22 protein-coding genes and 1 tRNA gene are annotated in these 24,613 nt (G+C 65.1%); 11 read left to right on the forward strand and 12 right to left on the reverse strand.

Going from position 1 to position 24,613, the window contains the following annotated elements:
• The first annotated feature begins 151 nt into the window (after nt 1–151).
• Both VIF40_RS04455 and VIF40_RS04460 read left to right on the forward strand, forming a co-directional pair.
• Complete coding sequence (locus VIF40_RS04455) at nt 152–376, forward strand: antitoxin MazE family protein (protein ID WP_331936319.1); 225 nt, start codon at nt 152–154, stop codon at nt 374–376.
• Entirely contained in the window at nt 373–732 is a 360-nt protein-coding gene (locus tag VIF40_RS04460; protein ID WP_331936320.1) for a type II toxin-antitoxin system PemK/MazF family toxin, read from the forward strand. The genes VIF40_RS04455 and VIF40_RS04460 overlap by 4 nt, the downstream gene beginning before the upstream one ends.
• A 141-nt stretch (nt 733–873) precedes the next feature.
• On the opposite strand, the gene VIF40_RS04465 is transcribed toward VIF40_RS04460, so the two are convergent.
• Nucleotides 874–963, reverse strand: a tRNA-Ser gene (locus tag VIF40_RS04465).
• Nucleotides 964–1,149: 186 nt separating this feature from the next.
• Between VIF40_RS04465 and VIF40_RS04470 the strand changes: the two genes are divergently transcribed.
• Both VIF40_RS04470 and msrA read left to right on the forward strand, forming a co-directional pair.
• Nucleotides 1,150–1,467 (forward strand): hypothetical protein, encoded by a 318-nt coding sequence (locus VIF40_RS04470; RefSeq protein WP_331936321.1) that lies wholly within the window; start codon nt 1,150–1,152, stop codon nt 1,465–1,467.
• A 232-nt stretch (nt 1,468–1,699) separates the two neighbouring features.
• Nucleotides 1,700–2,281: a peptide-methionine (S)-S-oxide reductase MsrA gene (gene msrA, locus VIF40_RS04475; protein WP_331936322.1), complete on the forward strand. Its 582-nt coding sequence runs from the start codon at nt 1,700–1,702 to the stop codon at nt 2,279–2,281.
• Between the two features lie 84 nt (nt 2,282–2,365).
• Here the strand turns inward: msrA and mepA are convergent, their stop codons facing one another.
• Nucleotides 2,366–3,280, reverse strand: a complete 915-nt coding sequence (gene mepA, locus VIF40_RS04480; RefSeq protein WP_331936323.1) for a penicillin-insensitive murein endopeptidase — start codon at nt 3,278–3,280, stop codon at nt 2,366–2,368.
• A gap of 241 nt (nt 3,281–3,521) precedes the next feature.
• On the opposite strand from mepA, the gene VIF40_RS04485 reads away from it, so the two are divergent.
• Nucleotides 3,522–4,103 (forward strand): L,D-transpeptidase, encoded by a 582-nt coding sequence (locus tag VIF40_RS04485; protein ID WP_331936324.1) that lies wholly within the window; start codon nt 3,522–3,524, stop codon nt 4,101–4,103.
• Between the two features lie 65 nt (nt 4,104–4,168).
• On the opposite strand, the gene VIF40_RS04490 is transcribed toward VIF40_RS04485, so the two are convergent.
• The 4 genes from VIF40_RS04490 to VIF40_RS04505 form a co-directional block, all read right to left on the reverse strand.
• Entirely contained in the window at nt 4,169–5,083 is a 915-nt protein-coding gene (locus tag VIF40_RS04490) for a LysR substrate-binding domain-containing protein (protein ID WP_331936325.1), read from the reverse strand.
• A 172-nt stretch (nt 5,084–5,255) separates the two neighbouring features.
• Nucleotides 5,256–7,985: an aconitate hydratase AcnA gene (gene acnA / locus VIF40_RS04495; protein WP_331936326.1), complete on the reverse strand. Its 2,730-nt coding sequence runs from the start codon at nt 7,983–7,985 to the stop codon at nt 5,256–5,258.
• Between the two features lie 230 nt (nt 7,986–8,215).
• Entirely contained in the window at nt 8,216–9,796 is a 1,581-nt protein-coding gene (locus VIF40_RS04500) for a 2-isopropylmalate synthase (protein WP_331936327.1), read from the reverse strand.
• A 294-nt stretch (nt 9,797–10,090) separates the two neighbouring features.
• Nucleotides 10,091–10,408, reverse strand: a complete 318-nt coding sequence (locus VIF40_RS04505) for a hypothetical protein (RefSeq protein ID WP_331936328.1) — start codon at nt 10,406–10,408, stop codon at nt 10,091–10,093.
• Between the two features lie 225 nt (nt 10,409–10,633).
• Between VIF40_RS04505 and VIF40_RS04510 the strand changes: the two genes are divergently transcribed.
• Nucleotides 10,634–12,244 carry a SagB/ThcOx family dehydrogenase gene (locus VIF40_RS04510; protein ID WP_331936329.1) on the forward strand — a complete coding sequence of 537 codons (1,611 nt, stop codon included), beginning with the start codon at nt 10,634–10,636 and terminating at the stop codon, nt 12,242–12,244.
• Entirely contained in the window at nt 12,241–13,959 is a 1,719-nt protein-coding gene (locus VIF40_RS04515; protein ID WP_331936330.1) for an ATP-binding protein, read from the forward strand. Before VIF40_RS04510 ends, VIF40_RS04515 begins: the two co-directional genes overlap by 4 nt.
• 229 nt (nt 13,960–14,188) lie before the next feature.
• Here the strand turns inward: VIF40_RS04515 and rpsA are convergent, their stop codons facing one another.
• Together rpsA and VIF40_RS04525 are read right to left on the reverse strand one after the other, a co-directional pair.
• Nucleotides 14,189–15,916 carry a 30S ribosomal protein S1 gene (gene rpsA / locus VIF40_RS04520; protein WP_331936331.1) on the reverse strand — a complete coding sequence of 576 codons (1,728 nt, stop codon included), beginning with the start codon at nt 15,914–15,916 and terminating at the stop codon, nt 14,189–14,191.
• 254 nt (nt 15,917–16,170) lie between these two features.
• A complete protein-coding gene (locus VIF40_RS04525) occupies nt 16,171–16,821 on the reverse strand; it encodes an outer membrane protein (RefSeq protein ID WP_331936332.1) in 651 nt (216 codons plus the stop codon).
• A 209-nt stretch (nt 16,822–17,030) separates the two neighbouring features.
• Between VIF40_RS04525 and VIF40_RS04530 the strand changes: the two genes are divergently transcribed.
• Nucleotides 17,031–17,462, forward strand: a complete 432-nt coding sequence (locus VIF40_RS04530) for a hypothetical protein (protein WP_331936333.1) — start codon at nt 17,031–17,033, stop codon at nt 17,460–17,462.
• Nucleotides 17,463–17,475: 13 nt separating this feature from the next.
• Here VIF40_RS04530 and VIF40_RS04535 read toward each other — a convergent pair whose 3' ends face one another.
• Both VIF40_RS04535 and VIF40_RS04540 read right to left on the reverse strand, forming a co-directional pair.
• Nucleotides 17,476–18,273 (reverse strand): DUF1217 domain-containing protein, encoded by a 798-nt coding sequence (locus VIF40_RS04535; RefSeq protein ID WP_331936334.1) that lies wholly within the window; start codon nt 18,271–18,273, stop codon nt 17,476–17,478.
• A 60-nt stretch (nt 18,274–18,333) separates the two neighbouring features.
• Nucleotides 18,334–19,641, reverse strand: coding sequence for a TIGR03808 family TAT-translocated repetitive protein (locus tag VIF40_RS04540; protein WP_331936335.1), 1,308 nt, complete (start codon nt 19,639–19,641; stop codon nt 18,334–18,336).
• A 451-nt stretch (nt 19,642–20,092) separates the two neighbouring features.
• Between VIF40_RS04540 and VIF40_RS04545 the strand changes: the two genes are divergently transcribed.
• Genes VIF40_RS04545 through hisS form a run of 3 tightly spaced genes read left to right on the forward strand, consistent with a single transcriptional unit; the run spans nt 20,093 to nt 22,615 of the window.
• Nucleotides 20,093–20,623, forward strand: a complete 531-nt coding sequence (locus tag VIF40_RS04545; protein ID WP_331936336.1) for a DUF4274 domain-containing protein — start codon at nt 20,093–20,095, stop codon at nt 20,621–20,623.
• Nucleotides 20,624–20,654: 31 nt separating this feature from the next.
• Entirely contained in the window at nt 20,655–21,083 is a 429-nt protein-coding gene (locus VIF40_RS04550) for a GIY-YIG nuclease family protein (protein ID WP_331936337.1), read from the forward strand.
• A gap of 41 nt (nt 21,084–21,124) precedes the next feature.
• Entirely contained in the window at nt 21,125–22,615 is a 1,491-nt protein-coding gene (gene hisS / locus VIF40_RS04555; protein ID WP_331936338.1) for a histidine--tRNA ligase, read from the forward strand.
• A 210-nt stretch (nt 22,616–22,825) separates the two neighbouring features.
• Here the strand turns inward: hisS and VIF40_RS04560 are convergent, their stop codons facing one another.
• Complete coding sequence (locus VIF40_RS04560) at nt 22,826–23,956, reverse strand: GTP-binding protein (RefSeq protein WP_331936339.1); 1,131 nt, start codon at nt 23,954–23,956, stop codon at nt 22,826–22,828.
• Nucleotides 23,957–23,966: 10 nt separating this feature from the next.
• On the reverse strand, nt 23,967–24,536 hold the full coding sequence (locus tag VIF40_RS04565; protein ID WP_331936340.1) for a DUF3617 domain-containing protein: 570 nt from the start codon (nt 24,534–24,536) through the stop codon (nt 23,967–23,969).
• Nucleotides 24,537–24,613: the final 77 nt, after the last annotated feature.

The raw sequence follows: 24,613 nt of genomic DNA on the forward strand, positions 1-24,613 counted from the left end.
AGGGATCGCGCAAGGATCACAATATGCGCAGCGCCGTCGACCTATTGTCGAATAACCTTGTTTCATCGACAGCGGGATCTGCGGGATCGAATCGTTTCCATGCCGAGCGTCGCATGTTAAGTTACATGTAACTAAAGCGGAGAACCGAGCCATGGCGCAGGCGCGGGGCGCGAAGCCCACCAAGGTGAAGGTTCAGGAGCATCGCGATCGTCTGCGCGCTCAAGGCCTGCGGCCTATCCAGATTTGGGTGCCCGACGTTCGCGCCTCGTCCTTCCGGGCGGAGGCGCATCGGCAATCGCTGGCCGTGGCGGCGAGCGCCCATGCGGCCGAGGATCAGGCGTTCATCGACGCTGTGTCCGACTGGGACGATGAATGAGGCGGGGCGAGGTCTGGACCGTCTCCGGCGGCGCGGATTACGCGGGCACGCCGCGCCCCGTCGTGATCGTGCAGGACGACGCCTTCGACGCGACGAACTCGATCGCCATCTGCGCCTTCACCACGGATCCGATCGAGGCGCCCTTGTTCCGGCTGCCGGTGGAGCCGAGCGAGCGCAACGGGCTGCGCTTATCCTCCCGGCTGATGGTGGACAAGATCACGACCGTCCCGAAGTCCAAGGTCGGCGAGCGGATCGGGCGGCTGGACGATGAGGACATGGTCCGGCTCAACCAGGCCGTGATGGTGTTCCTGGGTCTGGCGGTATCGCCGAGAACGGGCCGCCGCCCCGCGCGCTAAAAGATCGCATCAACGGCCTGGAGGCCATCCGCGATCAGGCGAAAGCCGACGCCGCGCGCGCCGAGGATCGAAGTCCCGGCTGCTCCAGACCGCTCGTGGCGAATCGCGGCGCAAACGCAGTGTTCACTCAGGGTCAGAAGCTGGCGGAGGGGGCGGGATTCGAACCCGCGATACGGTTTCCCGCATACACACTTTCCAGGCGTGCGCCTTCAACCACTCGGCCACCCCTCCGCGAATCCCGGCCGGCTCAGATTCGGCCCCGGATCGGCGCGCACTATATTCACAAGCCGCCAGAGTGCAAATCATTCCGCAAGGCGTCCACACTCTAGATGCAGCTCGACGCCCGTAGCGGCCCGCCGTGGACAGACGGCCCCACTCATTCTATTCCTATGCCTCCGCATCGGGCTCGAAACCGTCATGCTGAGATTGCTCATCCGTTTCCTCGGTCTCATCCTCCTGGCCGGGGGATTCGCGGCCCTCATCGTCGATGGCACGCGCTCGCTGGCCGGCGACGGGCTCCATGTCACGCCGCTGAGCGAGGGGGCCGCCGATCTCCTGCCTGCTCAGATGAAGGCGTTTCGCATCGCCATCGAGCAGAAGGCCCCGCAAATCTGGGGCTCGGTCATCTTCGCCCTGCTGCTCGCGCCATTGAGCCTCACGCTCACCGGCCTCGGCGGCCTGCTCATTGCATTGAGCCGCAAGCGCCGCCGCCCGATCGACTATCCCTTGCGCTGACCGCCCCTTTCGCCGCCGGCGCCCTGGGGCCATATCGGGGGTCGCGACGCTCGGACCAGTTTGCGATCCAATGGGATCCGAAACCGATCCGGCCTTCCATTCGGAGCGATACAGAGCGTTTCCAGCCGAAGCGGACACCGGCTCGGCGTCGGAAACGGGTCAAAACAAGAGCCGAAAGTCTCTCCCGCTCACCATTGAAACTGGGAGAGACTCTCGCGAAAGGTCGACCGACATGAGCGATCACTTCGTCAATCACCATCCGATTCACGGCCCCTTTCCGCCGGGGCTGGAGCAGATCGTCCTCGGGCTCGGATGTTTCTGGGGCGCGGAGCGGCGCTTCTGGAATCTCGGCGAGAGCGTCTATTCGACCGCGGTCGGCTATGCCGGCGGGACCACGGAAAACCCCACTTATAAGGACGTCTGCACCGTCCGCACTTTCCATGCGGAAGTGGTGCTCGTCGTCTTCGATCCGGCGAAAATCTCGTTCGAGGAGCTGCTCCGCGTCTTTTGGGAGAGCCACGACCCCACGCAGGGCAACCGCCAGGGCAATGATATCGGCACGCAATATCGCTCGGCGATCTTCTGCTATTCGGATGAGCAGCTGCGGCTCGCCGAGGCCTCGAAGCGCGCCTATGGGGAAGCGCTCGCGGCGCGGGGCTTCGGACCGATCACCACGCAGATCGCGCCGGCCCCGCACTTCTATTACGCCGAGGACTATCACCAGCAATATCTGGCCAAGAATCCGGACGGCTATTGCGGGCTCGGCGGCACGGGCGTCGCCTGCCCGGTCGGCCTCGGCGTCGATCCGGCGTGAGGCGGGCCGAGCGGGACAGAACAGCCCGAGCGGACGAACGCCCGCTCGGCTGAATTCAATTCATCTCCTTTGCGCGGGGAGACGCTAATCGGCCTTCAGCACGCGGCGGCATTCGGTCGGCAGCTTCGACATGGTCATGGGCGGCCAGGTCTTGGTCGATTTCCTCGGGTGCAGCGCCTCGTCGGTGAACCACCAGGCAAGCGATGAATCGCAGCCGTCGCCCGGCGGCACGGGGTCCTGATCCTTGCAGCTCTCCGCGCCGCGCGGGCAAAAGAGCCTTATGTGGAAATGATAATTGTGCCCGAACATCGGGCGCACCTTGGCCAGCCAGGAGCGGTCGCCCGTCGCCTGCCGACACAGCGCCCGCTTGATGGCGGCGTTGACGAAGATGCGCTGCACCTCCGGCGCCCGCGCCGCCGTCCGCAAAACGGCGAGATGGCCCTCGCTCCACACGCTCGGATCGATATCCAGCCGATCCTCGCGCACCATGTCGGTCGCCGACATCTCCTCCCGCTCGGCGCGGGACAATTCCCGCTGCGGCATCGGCGTGAGCCAGATATCGGCGTCGAGGCCGATCTGATGGGAGGCGTGGCCGGTGAGCATCGGCCCGCCGCGCGGCTGCGAGATATCGCCGATCAGCAGGCCCGGCCAGCCGGAGGCCTGCGCCGCCGCCGGCGCGAGGCGCTGCAAAAAGGCGATGAGCGCCGGATGGCCCCAGAAGCGATTGCGCGAGAGCCGCATGATCTGCCAGCTCGGCCCATTGACCGGCAGCGGCTCGGCGCCGGCGAGACAGCCGTGCGAATAGAAGCCGATCGGATCGGGATCGAGCGGGGCGGGGCTCGTCGCGCGGCCGAAGAGCTCCTTGGCCGGCGTCGACGGATCATCCGGATGAGCGAGAGGCGGCAAGGGCTTGGGGTCGAGCGTCCCCCTGTCCTGCGCGAAGGCCGGCCCCGCTGCGGCGAGCCAGAGAACGAATGCGGCCGATCTCCAATGGACCATGTCTGCGGCTTTCGTGGCGAGGTGAGTGACGGGACGCGAGAATCGGTCGGATTCTCGTCGCTTTTCGGGCTTTTCGCCAGCCCGCGCGGCAACACGAAGAAGAGGTGATTCGATTCGCCTCGTTTTTCCTCTTTCATGTCAACCTTACCGTCGGATATAGATTGCCCCTACGTAGGGATCACGATTTTATGCCGCCCTAACTGTGCGGCGTGTGTCTCAGTGTTCGCGGGGAGTGTTTGTGATGCGTTGTTTCAAAGCCCTCGTGCTCGTTCTCGCTGCGATGATCGCATCGATCGGAGCGGCGCAGGCGACCGTGCAAATCCATATCGATCTCTCGACCCAGCGAATGCAGGTCGAGTCGTCCAAGGGCTCGTATAGCTGGCCGGTTTCGACGGCGCGCGCGGGCTATGTGACGCCGCGCGGCGTTTATGCGCCGACCGGCCTGCAGAAAATGCACTATTCGCGCAAATATCACATGTCGCCCATGCCGCATTCGATCTTCTTCAGCGGCGGCTACGCGATCCATGGCACGTCTGCGACCGGCGCGCTCGGCCGTCCGGCCTCGCATGGCTGCGTGCGCGTCTCGCCGGGCAATGCGGCGACCCTCTATAAATTGGTGCAGGAAGAGGGAGCGCAAATCTCCATCACCGGCTCGTCGCCCGCGCGCTATGCGGCGCATAAGCCGCACCGGACCAATGTCGCGAGCCTGCATCGGTCGCATCACTCCCATGCGCTCGCCTATGCGCCCGGCCACCGCTATCGCTCCGTCACCAGCGTGAAGAGCTGGCAGTCGGCGCCGATGACGAGCCCCTTCGGCAATTGACGGAAAGCGCGGAGGCGCGGCGCGCCTCCCGAGCCGTTCATAAGGGCGGCGTTCTTGCTCTCGGCTCAGCCGGCGGAGACGCGGGCCGAGTCCGCCCCGAATTCGGCGACGACCCATTCCTTCAGCGCGGCGACCGCTGGTCGATCGTCGGCGCCGAGAGGGTGGACGAAGTCATATTGCAACCCGTCGAGCACGGGGCCGAAGGGCTGCACCAGCGCCCCGGCGTCGAGCTCCGCGGCGACGAGCGTCAGACTCGCCAACGCCACGCCCTGTCCGGCGACGGCGGCTCGAATTGCGCTCTCCTCATCCGCGGCGACGACGCCGGCTTCCGGGTCGACGCTCTTGGCGCCGCGCTCCTCCGCCCAGCGGCGCCAGCTCGGCAGGCGCGGCCCGCTGGCGTGCGGCCCCCATTCGCGATGGATGAGCACCGTCCCGGCGAGATGCTTGGGACGGCGAATATCGAGACGCGGACTGCAGACCGGCGCGTAGCGATCGGTGAACAGCGGCGTCGCCACCTGGCCGGAATATTGGCCGGCGCCGCAGCGGATCGCGGCGTCCGCCTCGCCGGCGCGCAGATCGGCGGGGCGATCGGACGCATGCAGCCGCAGATCCCAGCCCGGGCTGCGGGAGCGGAAGGATTCGGCGCGCGGCGCGAGCGCCCGCGAGGTGAAGGCGACTGTCGCGGAGAGCGTCGCCGCCTGCCGCCGCTCGGCCGGCCGCCGCGCGCGATCGATGGACTCGGCGATGGCGTCGAAGGCGACGCGCAGATCGAGATAGAGCGCCAGCCCTTGCGGAGTGAGAACGACCTCGCGCGCCTTTCGCGTGAAGAGACGCAGGCCGAGCTCGGTTTCGAGACCTTTGATCTGATGGCTGATCGCCGTCGGCGTGACGCCGAGCTCCGCGGCGGCGAGCTTGAAGCTCTCGCGCCGAGCGGCCGCCTCGAAAGCCCGTAAGGACACCAGCGAGGGCAGAGAACGCATCGACGTCTCCATAGATGAAATCAACTCATCTCATGGACGCGATTTGCCCTTTTGTCAAAGGCTTTGCAATAGGAAGAGATTGCGAAGATAGATGAATTCAGATCATCTATCCGGAAGGGCGCTCCCTTCTCCCGTTTGCGGGAGAAGGGGCGAACGGCGAGCTCGCGCTTTTTCAGCCGGCGAGCTGGCGCAGGACGTAAGGCAGAATGCCGCCATTCTTGAAATATTCGAGCTCGTTGAGCGTGTCGATCCGCGCCAGCAGCGGGACGGTCGCGACCTTTCCGTCGGGATAGACGATCTCGGCGTGCAGAGTCTGGCGCGGGGCCAGCGTGTCGCCGGCGAGGCCGTGGATCGTCACCGTCTCCGCGCCGGTGAGGCCGAGCGAGGCCCAGCTCGTCCCCGCCTCGAAGGTCAGCGGCAATATGCCCATGCCGACGAGATTGGAGCGGTGGATGCGCTCGAAGCTCTGCGCGATCACCGCGCGCACCCCGAGCAGCATCGTGCCCTTGGCCGCCCAGTCGCGCGAGGAGCCATTGCCATATTCGGCGCCGGCGAAGACGACCAGCGGCGCGCCCTCCTCGGCATATTTCGCCGCGGCGTCATAGATGGAGAGCGTCTCGCCGTCGGGGAAATGCTTGGTGGCGCCCCCCTCGGGCGTATTGCCGGCCTCGTCGCGCAGAATATGGTTCTTGATGCGGATATTGGCGAAAGTGCCGCGCATCATCACCTCGTGATTGCCGCGGCGCGTGCCATATTGATTGAAGTCCGCCGGCGCGACCTGGCGCTCGGTGAGCCAGCGGCCCGCGGGCGAGGCGGCCTTGATGGAGCCCGCCGGCGAGATGTGATCGGTGGTGATCTTGTCGCCGAACAGCGCCAGAATGCGCGCGTCGACGATATCCACGATGGGCTTGGGCTCTTTGGTCAGCCCCTCGAAATAGGGCGGGTTACGCACATAGGTGGAGCCGCCCGACCATTTATAGGTCTCGCCCGAGGGAGCGTCGACCTTGCGCCAATGCTTGTCGCCCTCGAAGACATCCTCGTAAGTGTCGCGGAACAGCGAGCGCGTGACATTCTTGCGGATATATTTCTGAATGTCGGCGTTGCTCGGCCAGATGTCGCGCAGGAACACCGGCTCGCCCTTCTTGTCATGGCCGAGCGGCTCCTTGGTCAAATCCTTGGCAATGGAGCCCGCCAGCGCGAAGGCGACGACCAGCGGCGGCGAGGCGAGATAATTCGCCTGCACGTCCGGATTGACGCGGCCCTCGAAATTGCGATTGCCCGACAGCACCGCCGCCGCGACAATGTCATGATCGTTGATCGTCTTGGAGACGGCGGGCGGCAGCGGGCCGGAATTGCCGATGCAGGTCGTGCAGCCGAAGCCGACGAGATTGAAGCCGAGCTTGTCGAGATCCTTCTGCAGCCCGGCCTTCTCGAGATATTCGGCGACGACGCGACTCCCCGGCGCGAGCGAGGTCTTCACCCAGGGCTTCACCTTCAGCCCGCGCTCATGGGCGGCGGCGGCGAGCAGGCCGGCGCCGATCAGCACGCTCGGATTGGAGGTGTTGGTGCAGGAGGTGATCGCCGCGATGACGACATCGCCATGGCCGAGATCGTAATTCGTATCCTCGACGGAAAAGCGCTGCGTCGTGTCGCCGGGCTTCTTATATTCGGTCGCGAGCGCGCTCGCGAAAGCGGTTCCGACATCCTCGAGCGCGACGCGCCCCTCGGGGCGCTTCGGCCCCGCGAGCGAGGGGACGACAGTCGAAAGATCGAGAGAAATGGTGTCGGTGAATTCCGGATCTTGCGCGTCCGCCTCGCGGAAAAGGCCCTGCGCCTTGGCGTAGGCCTCGACGAGATCGATGCGCGAATTGGAGCGGCCGGACATTTTCAAATAGTCGAGCGTCTCCTCGTCCACGGGGAAGAAGCCGCAGGTCGCGCCATATTCCGGCGCCATATTGGCGATGGTCGCGCGATCGGCGAGCGAGAGATGCGCGAGCCCCTTGCCGTAGAATTCGACGAATTTGCCGACCACGCCCTTCTTGCGCAGCATTTGCGTGACGGTGAGCACGATATCGGTGGCGGTGACGCCCTCTTTCGGCTCGGCGGTCAGCTCGAAGCCGACAACCTCGGGAATGAGCATGGACAGCGGCTGGCCGAGCATGGCGGCCTCCGCTTCGATGCCGCCGACGCCCCAGCCGAGCACGGCCAGGCCGTTCACCATGGTCGTATGCGAATCGGTGCCGACCAGAGTGTCGGGATAGGCGTATTCGATCGTCTCCTTCTTGCCATCGGCGTTACGGGTCTTCTCCTTCTTCGTCCAGACGGTCTGGGCGAGATATTCGAGATTGACCTGATGGCAAATGCCCGTGCCCGGCGGCACGACGCGGAAATTGTCGAAGGAGGATTGGCCCCATTTCAGGAAGCGATAGCGCTCGCCATTGCGCTCGTATTCGAGCTCGACATTGGCGTCGAGCGCTTTCTTGGTGCCGAATTCGTCGACGATGACGGAGTGATCGATGACGAGATCGACGGGGACGAGCGGATTGATCTTCTGCGGATCGCCGCCGAGCGCGACGAAAGCGTCGCGCATGGCCGCGAGATCGACGACGGCGGGCACGCCGGTGAAATCCTGCATCAGCACGCGGGCGGGGCGGAAGGCGATCTCACGCTCGGCCTTGCCCTTCTCGACGAGCCATTTGGAGAAGCCCTCGATATGCTCCTTGGTGACGGAGCGGCCGTCCTCATGGCGCAGCAGATTCTCGAGCAGCACGCGCAAGGAGTAAGGCAGCCGCGACACGCCCTCGAGGCCATTGGCCTCCGCCGCCTTCAGCGAGAAAAAGTGATAGGCGTCGTCTCCGACCTTTAGCGTCTCTAGGGCTTTGAAACTGTCGAGCGACGGCATTTCGCGCTTCCTTCGATGGTGGGGTCAGATAAGGAATATGGACGCTGGTCGTTGCATCATTAAGAACGACGAAGCAATCCAGAGCCATGGGGGCGGCTCTGGATTGCTTCGTCGTTCCGCTCCTCGTAAAGACCGCGTCGCGCCCGCGGCACATCCTTCTAGAGAATTTCAGGCCAGTGAGCAAAGACGAAGCGGGGACGCGACGTCGCGTCCCCATGGAAATGCGAGCCTCAGCCCGCCTTCATCGCCTCGGGCTTGGTCTTGTTGCGCTTGACCATCAGTCGGTTGAGCGCGGCCACGTAAGCGCGCGCCGAGGCGACCAGCGTATCCGGATCGGCGCCGCGGCCGGTCACCGATTTTCCGTCCTCCGAAAGACGCACGGAGACTTCCGCTTGGGCATCCGTGCCTTCCGTTACGGCATGGACCTGGAACAATTCGAGCGCGGCCTCATGCGGCGCCAGCGCCTTTATGGCGTTGAAAATGGCGTCGACGGGACCATTGCCGGTCGCCTGATGCGTCTTCTTCTCGCCGTCTATGTCCAGGGTCAGCGCCGCCGTCTGTGGCCCGGCCGTGCCGGCGATGACGGTGAGCGCCGCGACCTTTATGTGGTCATTGGCGGTCACGATCTCGTCGTCGACCAGCGCGACGATGTCCTCGTCATAGACGAGCTTCTTGCGATCGGCCAAATCCTTGAAGCGCCTGAAGGCGTCCTCCAGCGCATTCTCGCCCAGCTCATAGCCCAGCTCCTTCAGCTTCTCCTTGAAGGCGTGGCGGCCGGAATGCTTGCCCATGACCAGCGAGGTCTTGGACACGCCGACGCTCTCCGGCGTCATGATTTCGTACGTATGCGCATTTTTGAGCATGCCGTCCTGGTGGATGCCGCTCTCATGCGCGAAGGCGTTCCGCCCGACGATGGCCTTATTGTATTGCACCGGGAAGGACGTCACCGCGGACACCAGCTTGGAGGCGCGCGTCAACATTTTCGCGTCGATATTGGTGTGGAAGGGCAGCGCGTCGGGACGCGTGCGCATCGCCATCACCACCTCTTCCAGCGCGGCGTTGCCGGCGCGCTCGCCCATGCCGTTGATGGTGCATTCGATCTGTCGCGCGCCGCCGCGCACGCCGGCCAGCGAATTGGCGACGGCCAGGCCGAGATCGTCATGGCAATGGACCGAGAAGATCGCCTTGTCGGCGTTCGGCACGCGCTCGCGCACCATGCGGAACAGCGCCTCATATTCCTGCGGCGTGGAATAGCCCACCGTATCGGGGATGTTGATCGTCGTCGCCCCGGCGGCGATCGCCGTCTCCACGCAGCGGCACAGGAAGTCGTGCTCGGTGCGGGTGCCGTCCTCGGCCGACCATTCGACGTCGGCGACGAGATTGCGCGCCCGCGAGACCGAGGAGGCGATCATCTCCAGCACCTTCTCCGGCTCCATCTGGAGCTTGTATCTCATATGGACGGGCGAGGTGGAGATGAAGGTGTGGATGCGCGGATTGCGGGCGTGACGCAGCGCCTCGGCGCAGCGGTCGATGTCCTTGGCGCCGGCGCGGGCGAGACCGGCGATCGTCGCATTCTTCACGCGCTCGGCGATCTCGCGCACCGAATCGAAATCGCCCTGGCTGGCGACGGGAAAGCCGGCCTCGATAATGTCGACGCCCAGCTCGTCCAGAATATCGGCGACCTCGAGCTTCTCCTCGAAGGTCATGGAGGCGCCGGGCGATTGCTCGCCGTCGCGCAGAGTGGTGTCGAAAATGACGACGCGGTCGGCGGCGCGATCGGCGATTGATGCGGCGGGGGAATTGTCGGTCATGATGTTTCGTCCTGAGCTGCTCGGCCCGGCGCGCGGGCGCTTTCTATCGTCTCGGTCGTGGATCCCCTGAATGCCTGGGCCGGATGGCCCTGCGGGCGTTCAGGGGCGACTAAGAAGCAGCAGGCTCGAAAGAAGACGCACGGCTCCACGCGCCGAGGAGCGCGTCGCGTCATTCGTGATGGTGGCCCTTGCCGCCAAATCCAAACGTCCTCGGTCTCATCGGCGCTACGCCGATCCGCCACGAAAATACGCGCCTTCGCCTCTGGTTGCAAGCTCGAGACGCATGAAAGCGCGTCAGACCGACAGCCCGGCCAGCGCCTCGGCCAGAACGCGGGTTTGCGTCCAGTCCAGAAATATGTCGGGGAAGCCGGGCGCCGTCACGGCGACGCCATCGTCCTGGGCCAGCGCCTCGAATTCATGGTCGCTGGCGATCGGGCTCATGAAAATCTGCTTTTCGGCGCTGGTCCCATTGGCGACCGCCGCCAGCGCGCGGGAGAGAATGCCGGCCTCGTTCGGGGTCAGCCGCCGCACCGGCTGCGCGCCCACGCGAATCGTCACCAATGCGCCAAAATGCCTGTGCTCGACGGCCGCGACTTCGACGATTTGCGACATTCGGAGGCTCCTTTTGTTCGAGCCGTTCCCGACACGATACGGCTTTGATTTTTTAACCTGTTGATTTTACGAGTATCGATCATTTTTTTGCGGCGCAGCGAACAAGGCACGATCCTTGAATCCTATAGGCCGCGGGGCGCGCTCCGCCGAGTTGGTCTCGCGAGGGGACCGACAATCAAAATCCATACCTTCCCCGCTTTGAAGAGCGGCGGAGCGGGAGACGAGATGAGTTCCGACGACCGCGACACCATGCCGACGGATATTCGCGGCTATCATCGGCGCACCAAACATGCGCCGAACCGCTATGCGATGGGTCCGGGCTTTCTCGATTGGACGTCGCAGCCGGCGCCTTTCCGCCTGTTCGAGGGCGCGACCCAGACGCCGCTGCCGCTGATCGACGAAACCCCGGCCTTCCCCGGGCCGGCGCCGCAGCCGGCGGCGCTCGATCTCGCGGCGCTGGGGCTGTTTCTCGAGCTCTCCTTCGGCATAAGCGCCTGGAAGAACTATGAGGGCTCGACCTGGGCGCTGCGCAACAACCCCTCCTCCGGCAATCTGCATCCGACCGAATCCTATGTGCTGCTCGACGCGGTCGAGGGCCTCGCGGGCGCAGCGGCGCTCTATCATTACACGCCGCTGCTGCACGCGCTCGAGGAGCGGGCGGTCTATACGGCTGCGCGCGTGCTGCCGAAGGGCGGCTTTCTGTTCGCGCTCTCCTCGGTTCCCTGGCGCGAGGCCTGGAAATATGGCGAGCGCGCCTATCGTTATTGCCAGCTCGACGCCGGCCATGCGATCGGCGCCGTCGCCCAGGCCGCCGCCGCGCTCGGCTGGCGCGCGCAGGCGCTGGCCGAGCCCTCCGACGGCGAGATCGCGGCGCTCATCGGCCTCGATCGCGAGGACGCCTGGCACAAGCGTGAGCCGGAGCATCCCGATCTGCTGATGTGGATCGCGACCGAGCCGGGACCGGCGACGCCGCTCGACCTTTTCGCGCTGATCGACGCGCCGCGCGCGTTCCACGGCCAGGCCAATCGGCTGAGCGAGGATCACGACGGCTGGCCGATCATCGATCTCGCCGGCCAATTCTGCCGCAAGCCGCGCCAGCCGAGGCCGACGACGCCGACCCGCGCGCAAGCGCCGGCGCCGGGGATCGACGGCGTCTCGATCGGCGCCGCCGTGCGCAAGCGGCGCAGCGCCCAGCGCATGGACGGCGCCACCGGCATGTCGCGCGAGGCCTTTGTGGCGCTGCTCGCCTCCACTCTGCCGAGCGAGTCGACTTTGCTCGCGGCCTTCCCCTGGCCGACCTCGGTGACGCTCATCGTCTTCGTGCATCGCGTCGAGGGCGTGGAGCCCGGCCTCTATGCGCTGCAACGCTGTTCCGACGTCGCCGCGCGGCTGCGCGCCGCCAGCCGGCCGGAGTTCGAATGGGCGCTCGTCGATCTCGACGGGCTTCCGCTCTATCGGCTCTACGCCGGCTCTGTGGAAAAAGAGGCGACGAAGCTCGCCTGTCTCCAGCCCATTTCCGGCAAGGGCTGCTTCAGCGTCGCGATGATCGCCGATTTCGATCGCGGACTCGCGGACGACGGCGCCTTCGCCTATCGCCGCCTGCATTTCGAGGCCGGGCTCATCGGCCAGGCGCTCTATCTCTGGGCGACCGCGCTGGGCGTCGCGGGGACCGGCATAGGCTGCTTTTTCGACGACACGGTCCACGAGCTCCTGGGCCTGCCGCCGGGAGACACGCAATTCCAGGATGTCTACCACTTCACGGTCGGAGCGCCCGTCGAGGACACGCGCATTCTGACGCTTCCCCCCTATCCCGATGACAGGCGAGTGCGGCGATGAATATTCAAATCGAACGCCAATATGTCGAAGCGCTGATGGAGCGTTTTCCGGCCCGCGCCGGACTCGCCGAGCAATTGCGCTTCGGCGACAAGGTCGAGGTCGACTTCGTCCAGCTCTCCGACGAGGAGTTGAGCTTCCTCGAGGACATCTACCGCGCGGCGGGTCCGGACATGCGGGCGCGCGCCGCGCAGCTGGCGACGCTGCGTGACGCGCTGAAGGCCGGCGGCAAGCGCTTCGAGCCCAATGAGCTCGAGCAAGTGCTCCCGGCGATGGTGCGCTATTTGACCGCCGACGCCATTCACGGCTGGCTGTTCACCGCGAGCGTCGCCGCCAAGCCGCTGCCCTATGTCATCTCGCGCTTCGACTATGTGCCGGCGTCGAACGACGAGACCGGCAAGGTGATGATCGAGTTGAAGTCCAACGCCAAGGGCGTGCTGACCACCAACGCCATTCGCATCACGGCGGCGGACGTCGCGGGGCGCACCATCAACGAGATCCTCGCCAGCCGGGGCTTTCTGCGCGAGACGCCGGAGCTGATCGAGGCTTTCGACGCGGCGACCGAGACTTATTTCGACTGGCGCGGACGCTATGGCCAGCAGTTCACCGGCCGCGGCACCGGCTTTCACGCCGAGGACCCCAACGCCTCGCATCGCGACATGGACTGGTCGCGCAAGGATGTCGTCGTGCTGTCGACGAGCGGCGGCGACGCCCGCCTCGTCAATGACGAAGCCATATTGGCGGCCCGCAGCCTGACGCTGGAATCGCCCGGCGACGTGCTCGGCCATTTCATCCGCAAGGCGTCCAAGAGCAATCGCTTCAATGTCGAGGACGAGCTCGCGGAAATGCAGCAGCACATCCCCGAGGGGCTGTTCAAGCGCATTCCCGTGCATCCTTACATTCTGATGTTCCATCTCGATCTGCATCACCATGTGTGGGTGCATGTCGACGAGATGGCGCTCTATCAATACAAGCCGGCGCTGAAGCAGAAGCTGGTGCTGCCGCCCGAGCAGACCGATCTCATCGACATTCTGACCGCCGAGATGGACATGCTGATGGACGATATCGTCGCCGGCAAGTCCGGCGGCACCACAGTGCTCTGCGCCGGCCCGCCCGGCGTCGGCAAGACGCTGACGGCGGAGGTCTATTCGGAGATCATCCAGCGCCCGCTCTATCGCGTGCATTCCGGCCAGCTCGGCCTCAATGTCGCGACGATGGAGACGGCGCTGAAGGAAATCCTCACCCGGGCGCAACGCTGGGGCGCGGTGATGCTGATCGACGAGGCCGACGTCTATATCAAGCGGCGCGACGACAATATCGCCATGAACGCCGTCGTCGGCGTGTTCCTGCGCGTGCTCGAATATTTCAACGGCCTGCTGTTCCTGACCACCAATCGCGTCGACGACATCGACGAGGCGATCGTGTCGCGCTGCATCGCGCTCATCAAATACAATCCGCCGGACGATGACGCGAAGCGGCGCATCTGGCGCGTGATGGCCGATCAATTCGAGCTGAAGCTCGCCGACGCGCTGATCGACGATCTGGTCTCGGTGTTCCCCCGCGCCACCGGCCGCGACATCAAGGGCCTCGCCAAGCTGACGGCGAAATTCTGCCATCAGAAGCAGGTGCCGCCCGATCTCGGCGTGTTCCAGCGCTGCGCCATCTTCCGCGGGCTGGACGTCATGCGCGTGGAGGAGTTGAAGACCGCGGCGGAGTGAAGCGGCTCACGCAATCTAAGCAGAGAGGGCGTATTCCTTCTCCCGCTTGCGGGAGAAGGTGGCCCGGCGAAGCCGGGTCGGATGAGGGCCCGACGCCGCCTTCGCCACTTCTTTCTCGTCCTTCGTGTCCTCGTGGTTTCCACAAGACACGAAGGACCCTCATCCGACCCTCGCTGACGCGAGGGCCGCCTTCTCCCACGAGTGGGAGAAGGCTTCTCGCCAAGTGCTGTTACTTCTTCGGCGCGTCCTCGCGGGCCTTGAGGGCCGCCCCGAGAATGTCGCCGAGCGAAGCGCCCGAATCGGCGGAGCCATATTGGGCGATCGCCTCCTTCTCCTCGGCCATTTCCAGCGCCTTGATCGACACCGCGACCTTGCGCGCCTTGCGGTCGAAGAGGGTGATGCGAACGTCCACCTTCTCGCCGACGGCGAAACGCTCCGGACGCTGATCCGCGCGATCGCGCGCCAGCTCGTTGCGCTTGATGAAGGTGGTGAGGTCGGTGCCGAGGATTTTCACCTCGAGGCCGGCTTCCTTCACCTCGAGCACCTCGGTCGTCACGACAGCGCCCTTCTTCACCTCGCCCGCGCCTTCCTCGGCGGAGATCGAGGCGAAAGGATCGCTGGCGAGCTGCTTCACGCCGAGCGAGATGCGCTCCTTCTCGATGTCGACGTCGAGCACCTGAGCGGTGATGACGTCGCCCTTCTTATACTCCTCGATGACCTGCTCGCCGGGGCGGTTCCAGTCGAGATCGGAGAGATGGACCATGCCGTCCACATCGCCGTCGAGGCCGATGAACAGGCCGAACTCGGTCTTGTTCTTGACCTCGCCGCTGACGGTCGAGCCCTGCGGATGCTTCTCGGCGAAAGCCTCCCAGGGGTTCTGCAGCGTCTGCTTGAGGCCGAGCGAGATGCGGCGCTTGACCGGATCGACCTCGAGCACCTGCACGTCGACTTCCTGGCTCGTCGAGACGATCTTGCCGGGATGCACGTTCTTCTTCGTCCAGGACATTTCCGAGACGTGGACGAGGCCCTCGATCCCCGGCTCCAGCTCCACGAAGGCGCCGTAGTCGGTGATGTTGGTGACGCGGCCATGGAACTTCGCGGCGATCGGATATTTGGCCTCGATGCCCTGCCACGGATCCTCGAGCAGCTGCTTCATGCCGAGCGAGATGCGATGCGTCTCGTGATTGATCTTGATGATCTTCACGCGCACGCTCTGGCCGATGGACAGAACCTCGCTCGGATGATTGACGCGGCGCCAGGCCACATCGGTGACATGCAGCAGGCCGTCGATGCCGCCGAGATCGACGAAAGCGCCGTAATCGGTGATGTTCTTGACGACGCCCTCGATGACCTGCCCCTCCTCGAGGTTGGCCACGATCTCGTGACGCTGCTCGGCGCGGCTCTCCTCGAGCACGGTGCGGCGAGAGACGACGATATTGCCGCGGCGGCGGTCCATCTTCAGAATATGGAAGGGCTGCGGCACGTTCAGCAGCGGGCCGACATCACGGATCGGGCGAATGTCCACCTGGCTGCGCGGCAGGAAGGCCACGGCGCCGTCGAGATCGACGGTGAAGCCGCCCTTGACCTGATTGAAGATGACGCCTTCGACCTTCTCATTATTCTCGAAGGCCTTCTCGAGCTTGACCCAGCTCTCCTCGCGGCGCGCCTTGTCGCGCGAGATGACGGCCTCGCCGAGCGCGTTCTCGATGCGCTCGAGATAGACCTCGACCTCTTCGCCCACTTTCGGGGCCGGGTCGCGGCCGAAGCCGGTGAATTCCTTGAGGGCGACGCGCCCTTCGGTCTTGAGGCCCACATCGATGACGGCGACGTCCTTCTCGATGGCGACCACGCGGCCCTTGATGACGGAACCCTCGAAAGCTTCGTTTTCTCCGTAGCTTTCTTCGAGCAGGGCGGCAAAATCCTCGCGCGACGGGGTGCGCTCAGTAGCAGTTGACATGAGTTCTCCTGGAATGCCCTCTTCGGGCGTGGCGCCGGCTTGAGGTTTGCGTTGCGAAACGGGCGTCTTCGATCGGAAGTTCCCTCCGGCCGCCGAGGCGAGCCTGTGGAGGAAACGAGCGTTCTGTCGAGAGAACTGGCCGGCGCGGCCCGATCAAAAATGCCCGGGTTTTCAAAAACGGAGAGGCTGGAAGGGAAACCCCGCCAGCCATCCACCGATTTATTTAGCAAGTCGAACCGTTCGGGGCAAGCGCTTCAGCGTGCGCCGGCCGGCTGCTTCAGCAAATCGAAATGATAGTTCACGCCGACGCGGACCGTATGGAAATCGGCGGCGGCGCGGAAAGGCCCGAGGTCGCGGCCGCCGCCCTTTCCGAGATCGGTGAAGAGATATTCGGTCTTCACCGACCAATACGGCGCAAAGGCCCATTCCAGGCCGCCGCCCGCGGTCCAGCCTTCGCGGATGGCCTGGCCGGTCTCGCCATAGGCGAAGCCGCCGGTTCCGTAGAAGAGAACGCGGGAATCGAAGCCGGTGACGCCGGCGCGCCCGCGGACGGTCCCGAACCAGGGAAGCGTCCGCGCGCCGCCCGGCGGGCGCAGGCCGAGAGGGTCCGCGCCGCCGCCGCTGAGGCTCGTTCCCTGAATATCGGTCTCGAGGCCGACGACGAAGAGCGGGCCGATGCGATGATTATAGCCGACGAGGCCGCCGCCGGAGACGCCGACGTCCGACTTGCCGGAGGCGAGCGAGCCGGCGCCGATGTCGAGACCCGCATAGACGCCGCTCCAGGCGAAGGCCGGCGGCGTCGGGGGCGGCTCGAACGCGATTTTGCGAGACGGCAGATCCGCCGCCAAGGCCGCGCCGGAGGAGAAAACGGCGGCCAGAGCCAGAGCCGTATTGTCATGCTTCATAGAAAAATCCCTCGTTTCGACGCCCCCGCTCGGGCTTGGTCGATCAGGATTTCCTCGGTTTGTCCGGCCGGTTGAAAATATTTCCGGCTCGCGGCGAAGCCGGGCCGAATTTCCGACGGATCGGCGGCCGGCCGACTCGAACGTCGCTATTGTGGACAAATTGCGGTCGCGCTAGAAAAGCGTCGTCACTCTCGAATGGATTGCGGAAAATGTCATTTCCACGCATCGCTCTCTTGGCGGCCGCGCTCGGCCTGTCCGCCTGCAACGGTCCGCACGCCTATATCTACGCCGGCGGCAGCCAGGCATCCGTGCAGCGGACCATCTCCGTTCCGCGCGGGTCCACCGCCTCGCTGGGCTTTGCGGCCAAGATCAATCCTGATTGCACGCGCGCCGACAGCCCCGATCGCGTCACCCTCACCCAGGCGCCGTCGCAGGGCCGGGTCGATATCCGGCACGAAAGCGGCTACGCCTATTTCCGTCCGGCCAATCCGCGGTCGCGTTGCAACACCCAGCGCGTGCCCGGAACGAAGCTCTTCTACCACGCCAATCCCAACGCCTCCGGGACGGACACCTTCTCTTACGACTGGTATTCCGGCTCGGGCGGCGTCGCGCATTTCACCGTCTCGGTGAATATTCTGTAGCGCTCGCGCGGGATCAGAAATAGCCGAATTTCGTCCCCTGGACGCTCATCAGCAGGCTCGTGTCGAGTCCAAAGCTCGACCCGGAGCCCGAGGTGTCGAACAGCGTCGAGAGCAGCGAGCTCTGCGAATTGGCGTCGCCGCCATTGTTGTAGTCGTATTGGGCGGCGAAGCGGGAGATGAACTGCTGCAGCTTCGTCGGATCCTTGAAGTCGGCGAGATTCACCTTCGACGACAGCAGCCGATATTGCGTGTCGATCGACTGTGACGAGGTGCTCGACGAAATGCCGAGCGCCGTCTGCACGACGGTCAAAATTTTGCTGTCGGCGAGTATTCCGTAGACGCTGGTGAGGCTCGGCGCATGCTGCTGGAAATAGAGCGCGAGCTGCACGCCGGGATTCTGCTGGCCTTGATTCGTCTCCAGCGCCTGCTCCGTATATTTGCCGACCACATTGTCGACCAGCGTCGACGAGGTCGTCGTCGTCTCGCCATTGTCGGCGAAATCGAAGGCGGTCGCGAAGGCCTTGATATTGGCGCTGTTGAGCGTGTTGGCGAGCGCCGAGCTGCTGGAGACCCCGCCCGCCAGCACTTTCTGCATCAGCCCTTTGGCGTAGGTCAGGTCGCTGAGGCCGAAGGCGGTCATCGCGTAATTGAACAGCCGCGCATCCTTCATGAAGGCGTCGGCCGACGTCACCTTGCCGATATTGTCCTTGAAATATTTGGTCTGCGTCGCAACGTCCGGCGAAGCGGTGGTCATCGCCTGCCATTTGGGCAGATTATTGGTGATCTGCAGATAGGTCGAGAGCGTCGTCATCGTGACATTCCAAAGGACTGCTCCATCATGCGCCCGAATGTCTTGACGCAATGTTAAGGTTCAGCCGAGCTCATTGGCCTCGACGATAAGCCGCGGATATTTGGCCGCGGCGCCCGGCCGCGCGACGTCGCCCGGCAGAATGTCCTGGCCCGCGATCGCCGCGATGGCCGCCTTTTTCGCGCCGATGATGGTGTTGCGCGCGATGACCGCCGGCCCGACGCCCTCGCCGATCTGGAAGGTCACGCCATAATCATTGTCGACGAGGCGATTGCCCTCGACGCGAATATTCTGGCGATAGCCGCCGCAGCGAACGCCCATCCAACCGCCGACCACCGTATTGCCGGCGATCTCGACATTGCTCTCCGCCTCTATGCCGGTGAGCCAGCTCATGATGGGGCCGAACTCTTCGTCCGGATGGGTCTCGTGCAGGCCGGTGATCCGATTGCCGATGACGAAGCCGATGTCGGTCCCGCGCTCGGCGTTGGCGAGCGCTATGCCGGCGCCGGCGTCGTCGATCTTATTGTCGCGGAAGCTGGCGCGCTTGGCGCCGAATTCCGCATACATGGCGCGCTCGCCGAAGCCCGAGCAGTCATTGCCGACCACCTCGACGTCATGGCCGGCGTTGTTGCGCACCGCCGTGTAGGCGCAGCGGCGGATGACATTCTTCTCCACCCGCACGAAGCCGGAGCCCCAAATGCTCACGCCATTGCCATAGGCGCCGTCGCCGCCGGAGAGATTGCGAATATCGCTGATCTCGTTGTTGCGGACGCGCGAGCCCTCATAGCGCCCGGCCGATGTGGTCCACACCTGCACGCCATTGTCGCCGCAGCGGCGCACTTTATTATTGTCGATGTCGATTCCGAGACCATCGAGCGAGAAATAGCCGGCGTCGCGCACATCCTCGACGATATTCTGCGCGAAACGCCCGCCGCAGCGCAGGAGATCGATCCCCCGTCCGCCGGAGCGGCGAATCGTGCAGCCATGGATGGCGAGCTTGGGAATATCGGCGAGCGCGACGAGACCCTGCTTCGGATCGGCGAAGCGCGCGCCGGAGCCTTCGAAACGCAGATTCTCGAGCGTCAGCGCCGGGACATTGGCCGCGCGCAGCAAAGGCCCGGGCTCGATCGCCTGCAGCACCGTTCCCGCCGCGGCGCCGAGCAGCGTGACCTCGGCCTCGATCGCGATGGGGCGAATGCGCAAGACGCCGGCCGGCAGGCGCAGCGCGCCGCCTGCGCGGGCCGCCTCGCTCAGGCGGCGGCGCAACCATTCGGTGGAGTCGGGCGCGGCGGCGTGAAGGCGCGCGGGCGACGCGAGGGCGGCGATGGCCGCCGCTCCAAAGGCGAAAATGTCTCGTCGGGTCTGTCGCACCAGCGCCGGATTAGCGCGCGCGACGCGGCGCGTCGAGCGCGAATTGCCGGTTGTTTCGGCGCCGGCGGCGCGCCAAATTGGGCAGGCTGCCTCGTTTATGTAGTTGCATTACATAACGAGACGAGGCATAAAGAGTGCGCCCAAACGGGTAATCGTCTTGCAAAGAACTCGCTTAGGTCCCGCCTCGATGGCTCTGCGACTTGCGACATCGCTCTGTTCGTAGAGGCGGTTCTCCCTTCGATCACGCTCTTCCCTCCGGAGCGCGGCCTCATCCGTCGAGGTCGGTCTCTTTGCGGTCCAGGTTCTCACGGTGTTGTCCAAACTCCCCGTCTCGCGCACGCGCGGGGCGGGGAGCCCCTCAAATCTATCCCGAAAATCCGTCGCGCGGGAAGAGATCAAGAGCGATCGCGCGACGCCGCTCTACCCTTTCGAACATCAGGAGCTTCAACCGATGCCGCCCGCGGTCGACGATCTGCTGCGTCGCTGGGTCGCGGAGCGAGCCGCGAGCCCCGAGCCGGGCGACGGCGAATATGCGCAATTCATCGCCGATTGGCTGCCGCTCGCGTCGAGCGACGATTGGCACCGAATGATCCTCGGCCATAATCGCGCCCTCGGCGACGCGCCCTTATTCTGGATCATACGGCAGGCCCGCTGCGAGAAAGCCACCGCGCTCGCCATTTTCTTTCTCTCCCGCCCCGGCCTCTTGCTCGCCTATGGAAAAGACCGCGACAGAGTTCCCGATCGGATGAAGCGCGCCTTCGATTTGATCGGCGAGATCAGAATGCGCTATGTCAACGGCTTCTATCGGGCGGCGACGATCGGCTTCGACACGGCCGAAGCTCTGCGCCGAGACGCCCGGCCGCCGGCGCGTTTCGACGAAACGACTGTCGACCTCGTCATTCCGCCGGACATGCGAATTTCGATCGTCGGAAGAAAGCTCGGCCTGCGGCATGACGCCAGAAACGGCTTCCTCGAAGCTTAGCCGCTCGACCGCCGACACGACGCATGAATTTTTGTCATCGCTCGCTTTCTTCCACGCCGCATCCCGAGCGCCCGCCACGCCGGGCGCCTATGTGCTGCTCGTCGCGCTTGCGCATCCGCTCGCAGCCCGCGCCGGCCGCAGCGAGGCGACGCTCGCGCCGGGGCGCTATCTCTATTGCGGCTCCGCCAGAGGGCCGGGCGGCCTGCGCGCCCGTCTCGGCCGGCATATGCGACGGGGCAAGACGCGCCGCTGGCATATCGACCAGCTGACCGAGGCGGGCGAATCGCCCGGCGCCTGGATCACGCCGGACAAGGGCGAATGCGACCTCGTCGCGGCGCTCGCGACGCTGCCGGCTCCGCTCGCCGGATTCGGCTCCTCGGACTGCCCACGCTGCCGCAGCCATCTGCTGTTCTGGCCCGAGGGCGAAGGCCCGGCTTTCCTCGCCGCGCAAAAATGCTAGGAAGAGCGCCGAAAAGGCGCATCCTCATGTCAGACGAAAAAATGTCAGACGAAAAAAAATCCAAGATCGAGGCCCGCTCTCCGCGCGGCCTCGCCGATCGCGACGCCGCCGAGCTGGCCGCCACGGGCCGCATGATCGACGTGATTCGCTCGGTCTACGAGCTCTACGGCTTCGAGGCGCTGGAGACTCCGGCGATCGAATATACCGACGCGCTCGGCAAATTCCTGCCGGATCAGGACCGCCCCAATGAGGGCGTCTTCTCCTTCCAGGACGACGACGAGCAATGGCTGTCGCTGCGCTATGACCTCACCGCGCCGCTCGCCCGCTATGTCGCGCAGAATTTCGACCGGCTGCCCAAGCCCTACCGCAGCTACCGCTTCGGCAATGTCTACCGCAACGAGAAGCCGGGGCCGGGGCGCTTCCGCCAATTCATGCAGTTCGACGCCGACACCGTCGGCGCGGCCTCGCCGGCCGCCGACGCCGAAATCTGCATGATGGCCGCCGACACGCTGGAGCGGCTGGGCATCCCGCGCGGCGATTACGTCATCAAGATCAACAGCCGCAAGGTTCTGGACGGGGTGATGAAGGCCATCGGCCTCGACGGCGACGAGAACGCCGGCCGCCGCCTCACCGTGCTGCGCGCCGTCGACAAGATGGACCGGCTCGGCCCCGACGGGGTGAAGCTGCTGCTCGGTCCCGGCCGCAAGGACGAGAGCGGCGATTTCACCAGAGGCGCCGGCCTTCCCGACGACGCCGTCGCGACGATCCTCTCCTTCACGCTCGGCGGGCAATATAAGGACGGCGAGCCGCGCTTCGGCCTGTTCGAGCTGCTCGGCCGCAGCAATGTCGGGGCGGAAGGCGCCGAGGAGCTGCTGGAGATCGAGGACCTGGTCCGCGACGCCGGCTTCGGCCCGGACCGCATCCGCATCGATCCTTCCATCGTGCGCGGGCTCGAATATTACACGGGCCCGGTGTTCGAGGCCGATCTCACTTTCGAGACCAAGGACGAGAAGGGCCATCCGGTGCGCTTCGGCTCGGTCGGCGGCGGCGGGCGCTATGACGGGCTCATCGGCCGTTTCCGCTCGGAGAGCACGCCGGCGACGGGATTTTCCATCGGCGTCTCGCGTCTCTATGCGGCGTTGAAGCTGGTCGGCAGCCCGGTCGTCTCGGCGACGACGCGGCTCGGCCCGGTGGTGGTGCTGGCGCTCGACCGCGACCATATCGCCGATTATCAGCGCATGGTCGCCGGGCTGCGCAACGCCGGAATAGCCGCCGAGCTCTATCTCGGCTCCTCCGGCATGAAGGCGCAGATGAAATACGCCGACAAGCGCAACAGCCCGGCCGTGGTGATCCAGGGCTCGGACGAGCGCGCCAAGGGCGAGGTGCAGATCAAGGATCTGATCGCCGGCGCCCGCGCCAGCGCCGCCATCGCCACCAATGAGGAATGGAAATCGGCCCGCCCGGCGCAATTCTCCACGCCGGAGAGCGAGCTGGTGGAGCAGATCAAGGCGCTGCTCTCCCGCCAGGGATAACGACGACGCCGATCATTAGCGCCCCTTCTCCCCTCGCGGGAGAAGGCGTCGCGCGAATGCGCGACGGATGAGGGGGCCGCCGCGCGGTCTTCGTCATTCGCTTTCGCGACAAAACATCCGCTCTCGAAGCGCCCTCATCCGACCCGGCTTCTCCGAGCCGCCTTCTCCCACGAGCGGGAGAAGGAGTCGCGCGTCGAGATTGTTGGAAAACTACGTCCGCCGCAGCACGTCCTTCTCGAAGCTCTCGCGGATCGTCTCCTCCTTCAGCTTGCGGCCGATGAAGACGAGGCGCGCGTTGCGCTTCTCGTCGGCGCGCCATTCGCGCTGAAGGTCGCCGTCCAGAATCATATGCACGCCCTGGAAGACGAAGCGCTTCGGCTCGTCGGCGAAGGCGACGATCCCCTTGCAGCGCAGAATATCCGCTCCTTCGCGCTGCACGAACTCATTGAGCCAGGGCACGAACAGGTTGGGATCGACCTCGCCCTCGTGGAGGATCGAGACCGAGCCCATCTCCTCGTCGTGATAATGCTTCAGCCCGTGATCGTGATCGTCGTGATGCGCGGGGCCATGGTCGTGATGTCCATGGTCGTGATGGGCGTGGTCGTGATGATCATGTCCGCAATCCGGCCCGCACGCCTCGTCATGCTCGTGATGGCCATGCTCATGATGGCCGTGGTCGTGCTCGTCATGCGCCTCGACCTCGAGGAAATGCGGCTCGATCTCGAGGATGCGCTCGAGATCGAAGGCGTTGCGCTCCAGCACCGCCGCTATCGGCACTTGCGCCTTAACGGCGCGATGCAGCGTGGCGTAGGGATTGATGGCGCGAATGCGGCCCTCGACCTCGGCCAGCTCCTCGCTCGTCACGAGATCGGTCTTGTTCAGCACGATGACATCGGCGAAGGCGATCTGATTCTTCGCCTCCGGCGCGTCGGCGAGGCGCTGCGCCAAAAATTTGGCGTCGGCGAGCGTCACCACCGCGTCGAGCCGCGCCGCCGCCTTCACATCCTGGTCGACGAAGAAGGTCTGCGCGACCGGCGCCGGATCGGCGACGCCGGTCGTCTCGACGATGATGGCGTCGAACTTGCCGCGGCGCTTCAGCAGCCCTTCGATGATGCGGATGAGATCGCCGCGCACGGTGCAGCAGATGCAGCCGTTGTTCATCTCGAAGATTTCCTCGTCGGCGCCGACGACGAGGTCGTTGTCGATGCCGATCTCGCCGAACTCGTTGACGATGACGGCGTAGCGCCGTCCGTGCTGCTCGGTGAGGATGCGGTTCAAAAGCGTCGTCTTGCCGGCGCCGAGATAGCCGGTCAGGACGGTGACGGGAATCTTGTCGGTCAAGGCCTGTCTCCTATTGCGCGCCCTTGCGGAGCTGGTCGCGCATTTTCATGAGCTCCTGCACATTCATCTGGCCGGGGCCGCCCATTCCTTTGAGCCCCGGCGCGTCTATGTCGCCGGGCTTCTGCCCCGGCTTGCAGGGACCGAGCCATTTCGCCTCCATGACGATATCGGAAGAAGACCGCACGATATCGGAAGAGGCGCGCGTGCGCAGCGGCGGGTCGAAGGTGACATGCAGCTCGGCGCGATAGGCGGAGTCGAAGCTGCCGGTGAAGGTCCCTTCCGTCGTGGCGACGGTCTGCTCCATTTTGCAGACGGAGCTGACGCGATATTTATCGCCCTCGCGCCTGAAGCTGATCTTGTCGCATTTCTGCTCCTGATCGCCCATGCGCTGGCGCATGATGTCGTCGGTCTTTTCGTCGATGCACATTTCCATCGGGCCGAACCGCGACGGCGCGCCTTGCGTCATGCGCTCGATTCGCCACAGCCCGGCCTTGCGATGCGGGATGTCGTCCGCCGCGGCCGCGAGGACCGGCAGACCGAGAACGCAAAAAGCCGCGCCGAGAGAGACGTGAAATCGCATGGGGTCGGGCTCCGCGGCGCGCGATCGTCGGCGCGCTATCGCCCATTATAGACGAAAATCGGGCCGAAAGGGGCCGG

It is taken from the genome of Methylosinus sp., assembly GCF_036560965.1.
Lineage (GTDB): Bacteria > Pseudomonadota > Alphaproteobacteria > Rhizobiales > Beijerinckiaceae > Methylosinus.

Coding starts and splice junctions, on each gene's coding strand:
- VIF40_RS04505 (WP_331936328.1), bottom strand. CDS start 10,408: ATGTCGCAAATCGTCGAAGTCGCGGCCGTCGAGCACAGGCATTTTGGC.
- VIF40_RS04535 (WP_331936334.1), bottom strand. CDS start 18,273: ATGACGACGCTCTCGACCTATCTGCAGATCACCAATAATCTGCCCAAA.
- VIF40_RS04460 (WP_331936320.1), top strand. CDS start 373: ATGAGGCGGGGCGAGGTCTGGACCGTCTCCGGCGGCGCGGATTACGCG.
- VIF40_RS04490 (WP_331936325.1), bottom strand. CDS start 5,083: ATGCGTTCTCTGCCCTCGCTGGTGTCCTTACGGGCTTTCGAGGCGGCC.
- VIF40_RS04530 (WP_331936333.1), top strand. CDS start 17,031: ATGTCATTTCCACGCATCGCTCTCTTGGCGGCCGCGCTCGGCCTGTCC.
- VIF40_RS04470 (WP_331936321.1), top strand. CDS start 1,150: ATGCTGAGATTGCTCATCCGTTTCCTCGGTCTCATCCTCCTGGCCGGG.
- VIF40_RS04565 (WP_331936340.1), bottom strand. CDS start 24,536: ATGCGATTTCACGTCTCTCTCGGCGCGGCTTTTTGCGTTCTCGGTCTG.
- VIF40_RS04510 (WP_331936329.1), top strand. CDS start 10,634: ATGAGTTCCGACGACCGCGACACCATGCCGACGGATATTCGCGGCTAT.
- hisS (WP_331936338.1), top strand. CDS start 21,125: ATGTCAGACGAAAAAAAATCCAAGATCGAGGCCCGCTCTCCGCGCGGC.
- VIF40_RS04515 (WP_331936330.1), top strand. CDS start 12,241: ATGAATATTCAAATCGAACGCCAATATGTCGAAGCGCTGATGGAGCGT.
- acnA (WP_331936326.1), bottom strand. CDS start 7,985: ATGCCGTCGCTCGACAGTTTCAAAGCCCTAGAGACGCTAAAGGTCGGA.
- VIF40_RS04455 (WP_331936319.1), top strand. CDS start 152: ATGGCGCAGGCGCGGGGCGCGAAGCCCACCAAGGTGAAGGTTCAGGAG.
- rpsA (WP_331936331.1), bottom strand. CDS start 15,916: ATGTCAACTGCTACTGAGCGCACCCCGTCGCGCGAGGATTTTGCCGCC.
- msrA (WP_331936322.1), top strand. CDS start 1,700: ATGAGCGATCACTTCGTCAATCACCATCCGATTCACGGCCCCTTTCCG.
- mepA (WP_331936323.1), bottom strand. CDS start 3,280: ATGGTCCATTGGAGATCGGCCGCATTCGTTCTCTGGCTCGCCGCAGCG.
- VIF40_RS04485 (WP_331936324.1), top strand. CDS start 3,522: ATGCGTTGTTTCAAAGCCCTCGTGCTCGTTCTCGCTGCGATGATCGCA.
- VIF40_RS04545 (WP_331936336.1), top strand. CDS start 20,093: ATGCCGCCCGCGGTCGACGATCTGCTGCGTCGCTGGGTCGCGGAGCGA.
- VIF40_RS04525 (WP_331936332.1), bottom strand. CDS start 16,821: ATGAAGCATGACAATACGGCTCTGGCTCTGGCCGCCGTTTTCTCCTCC.
- VIF40_RS04500 (WP_331936327.1), bottom strand. CDS start 9,796: ATGACCGACAATTCCCCCGCCGCATCAATCGCCGATCGCGCCGCCGAC.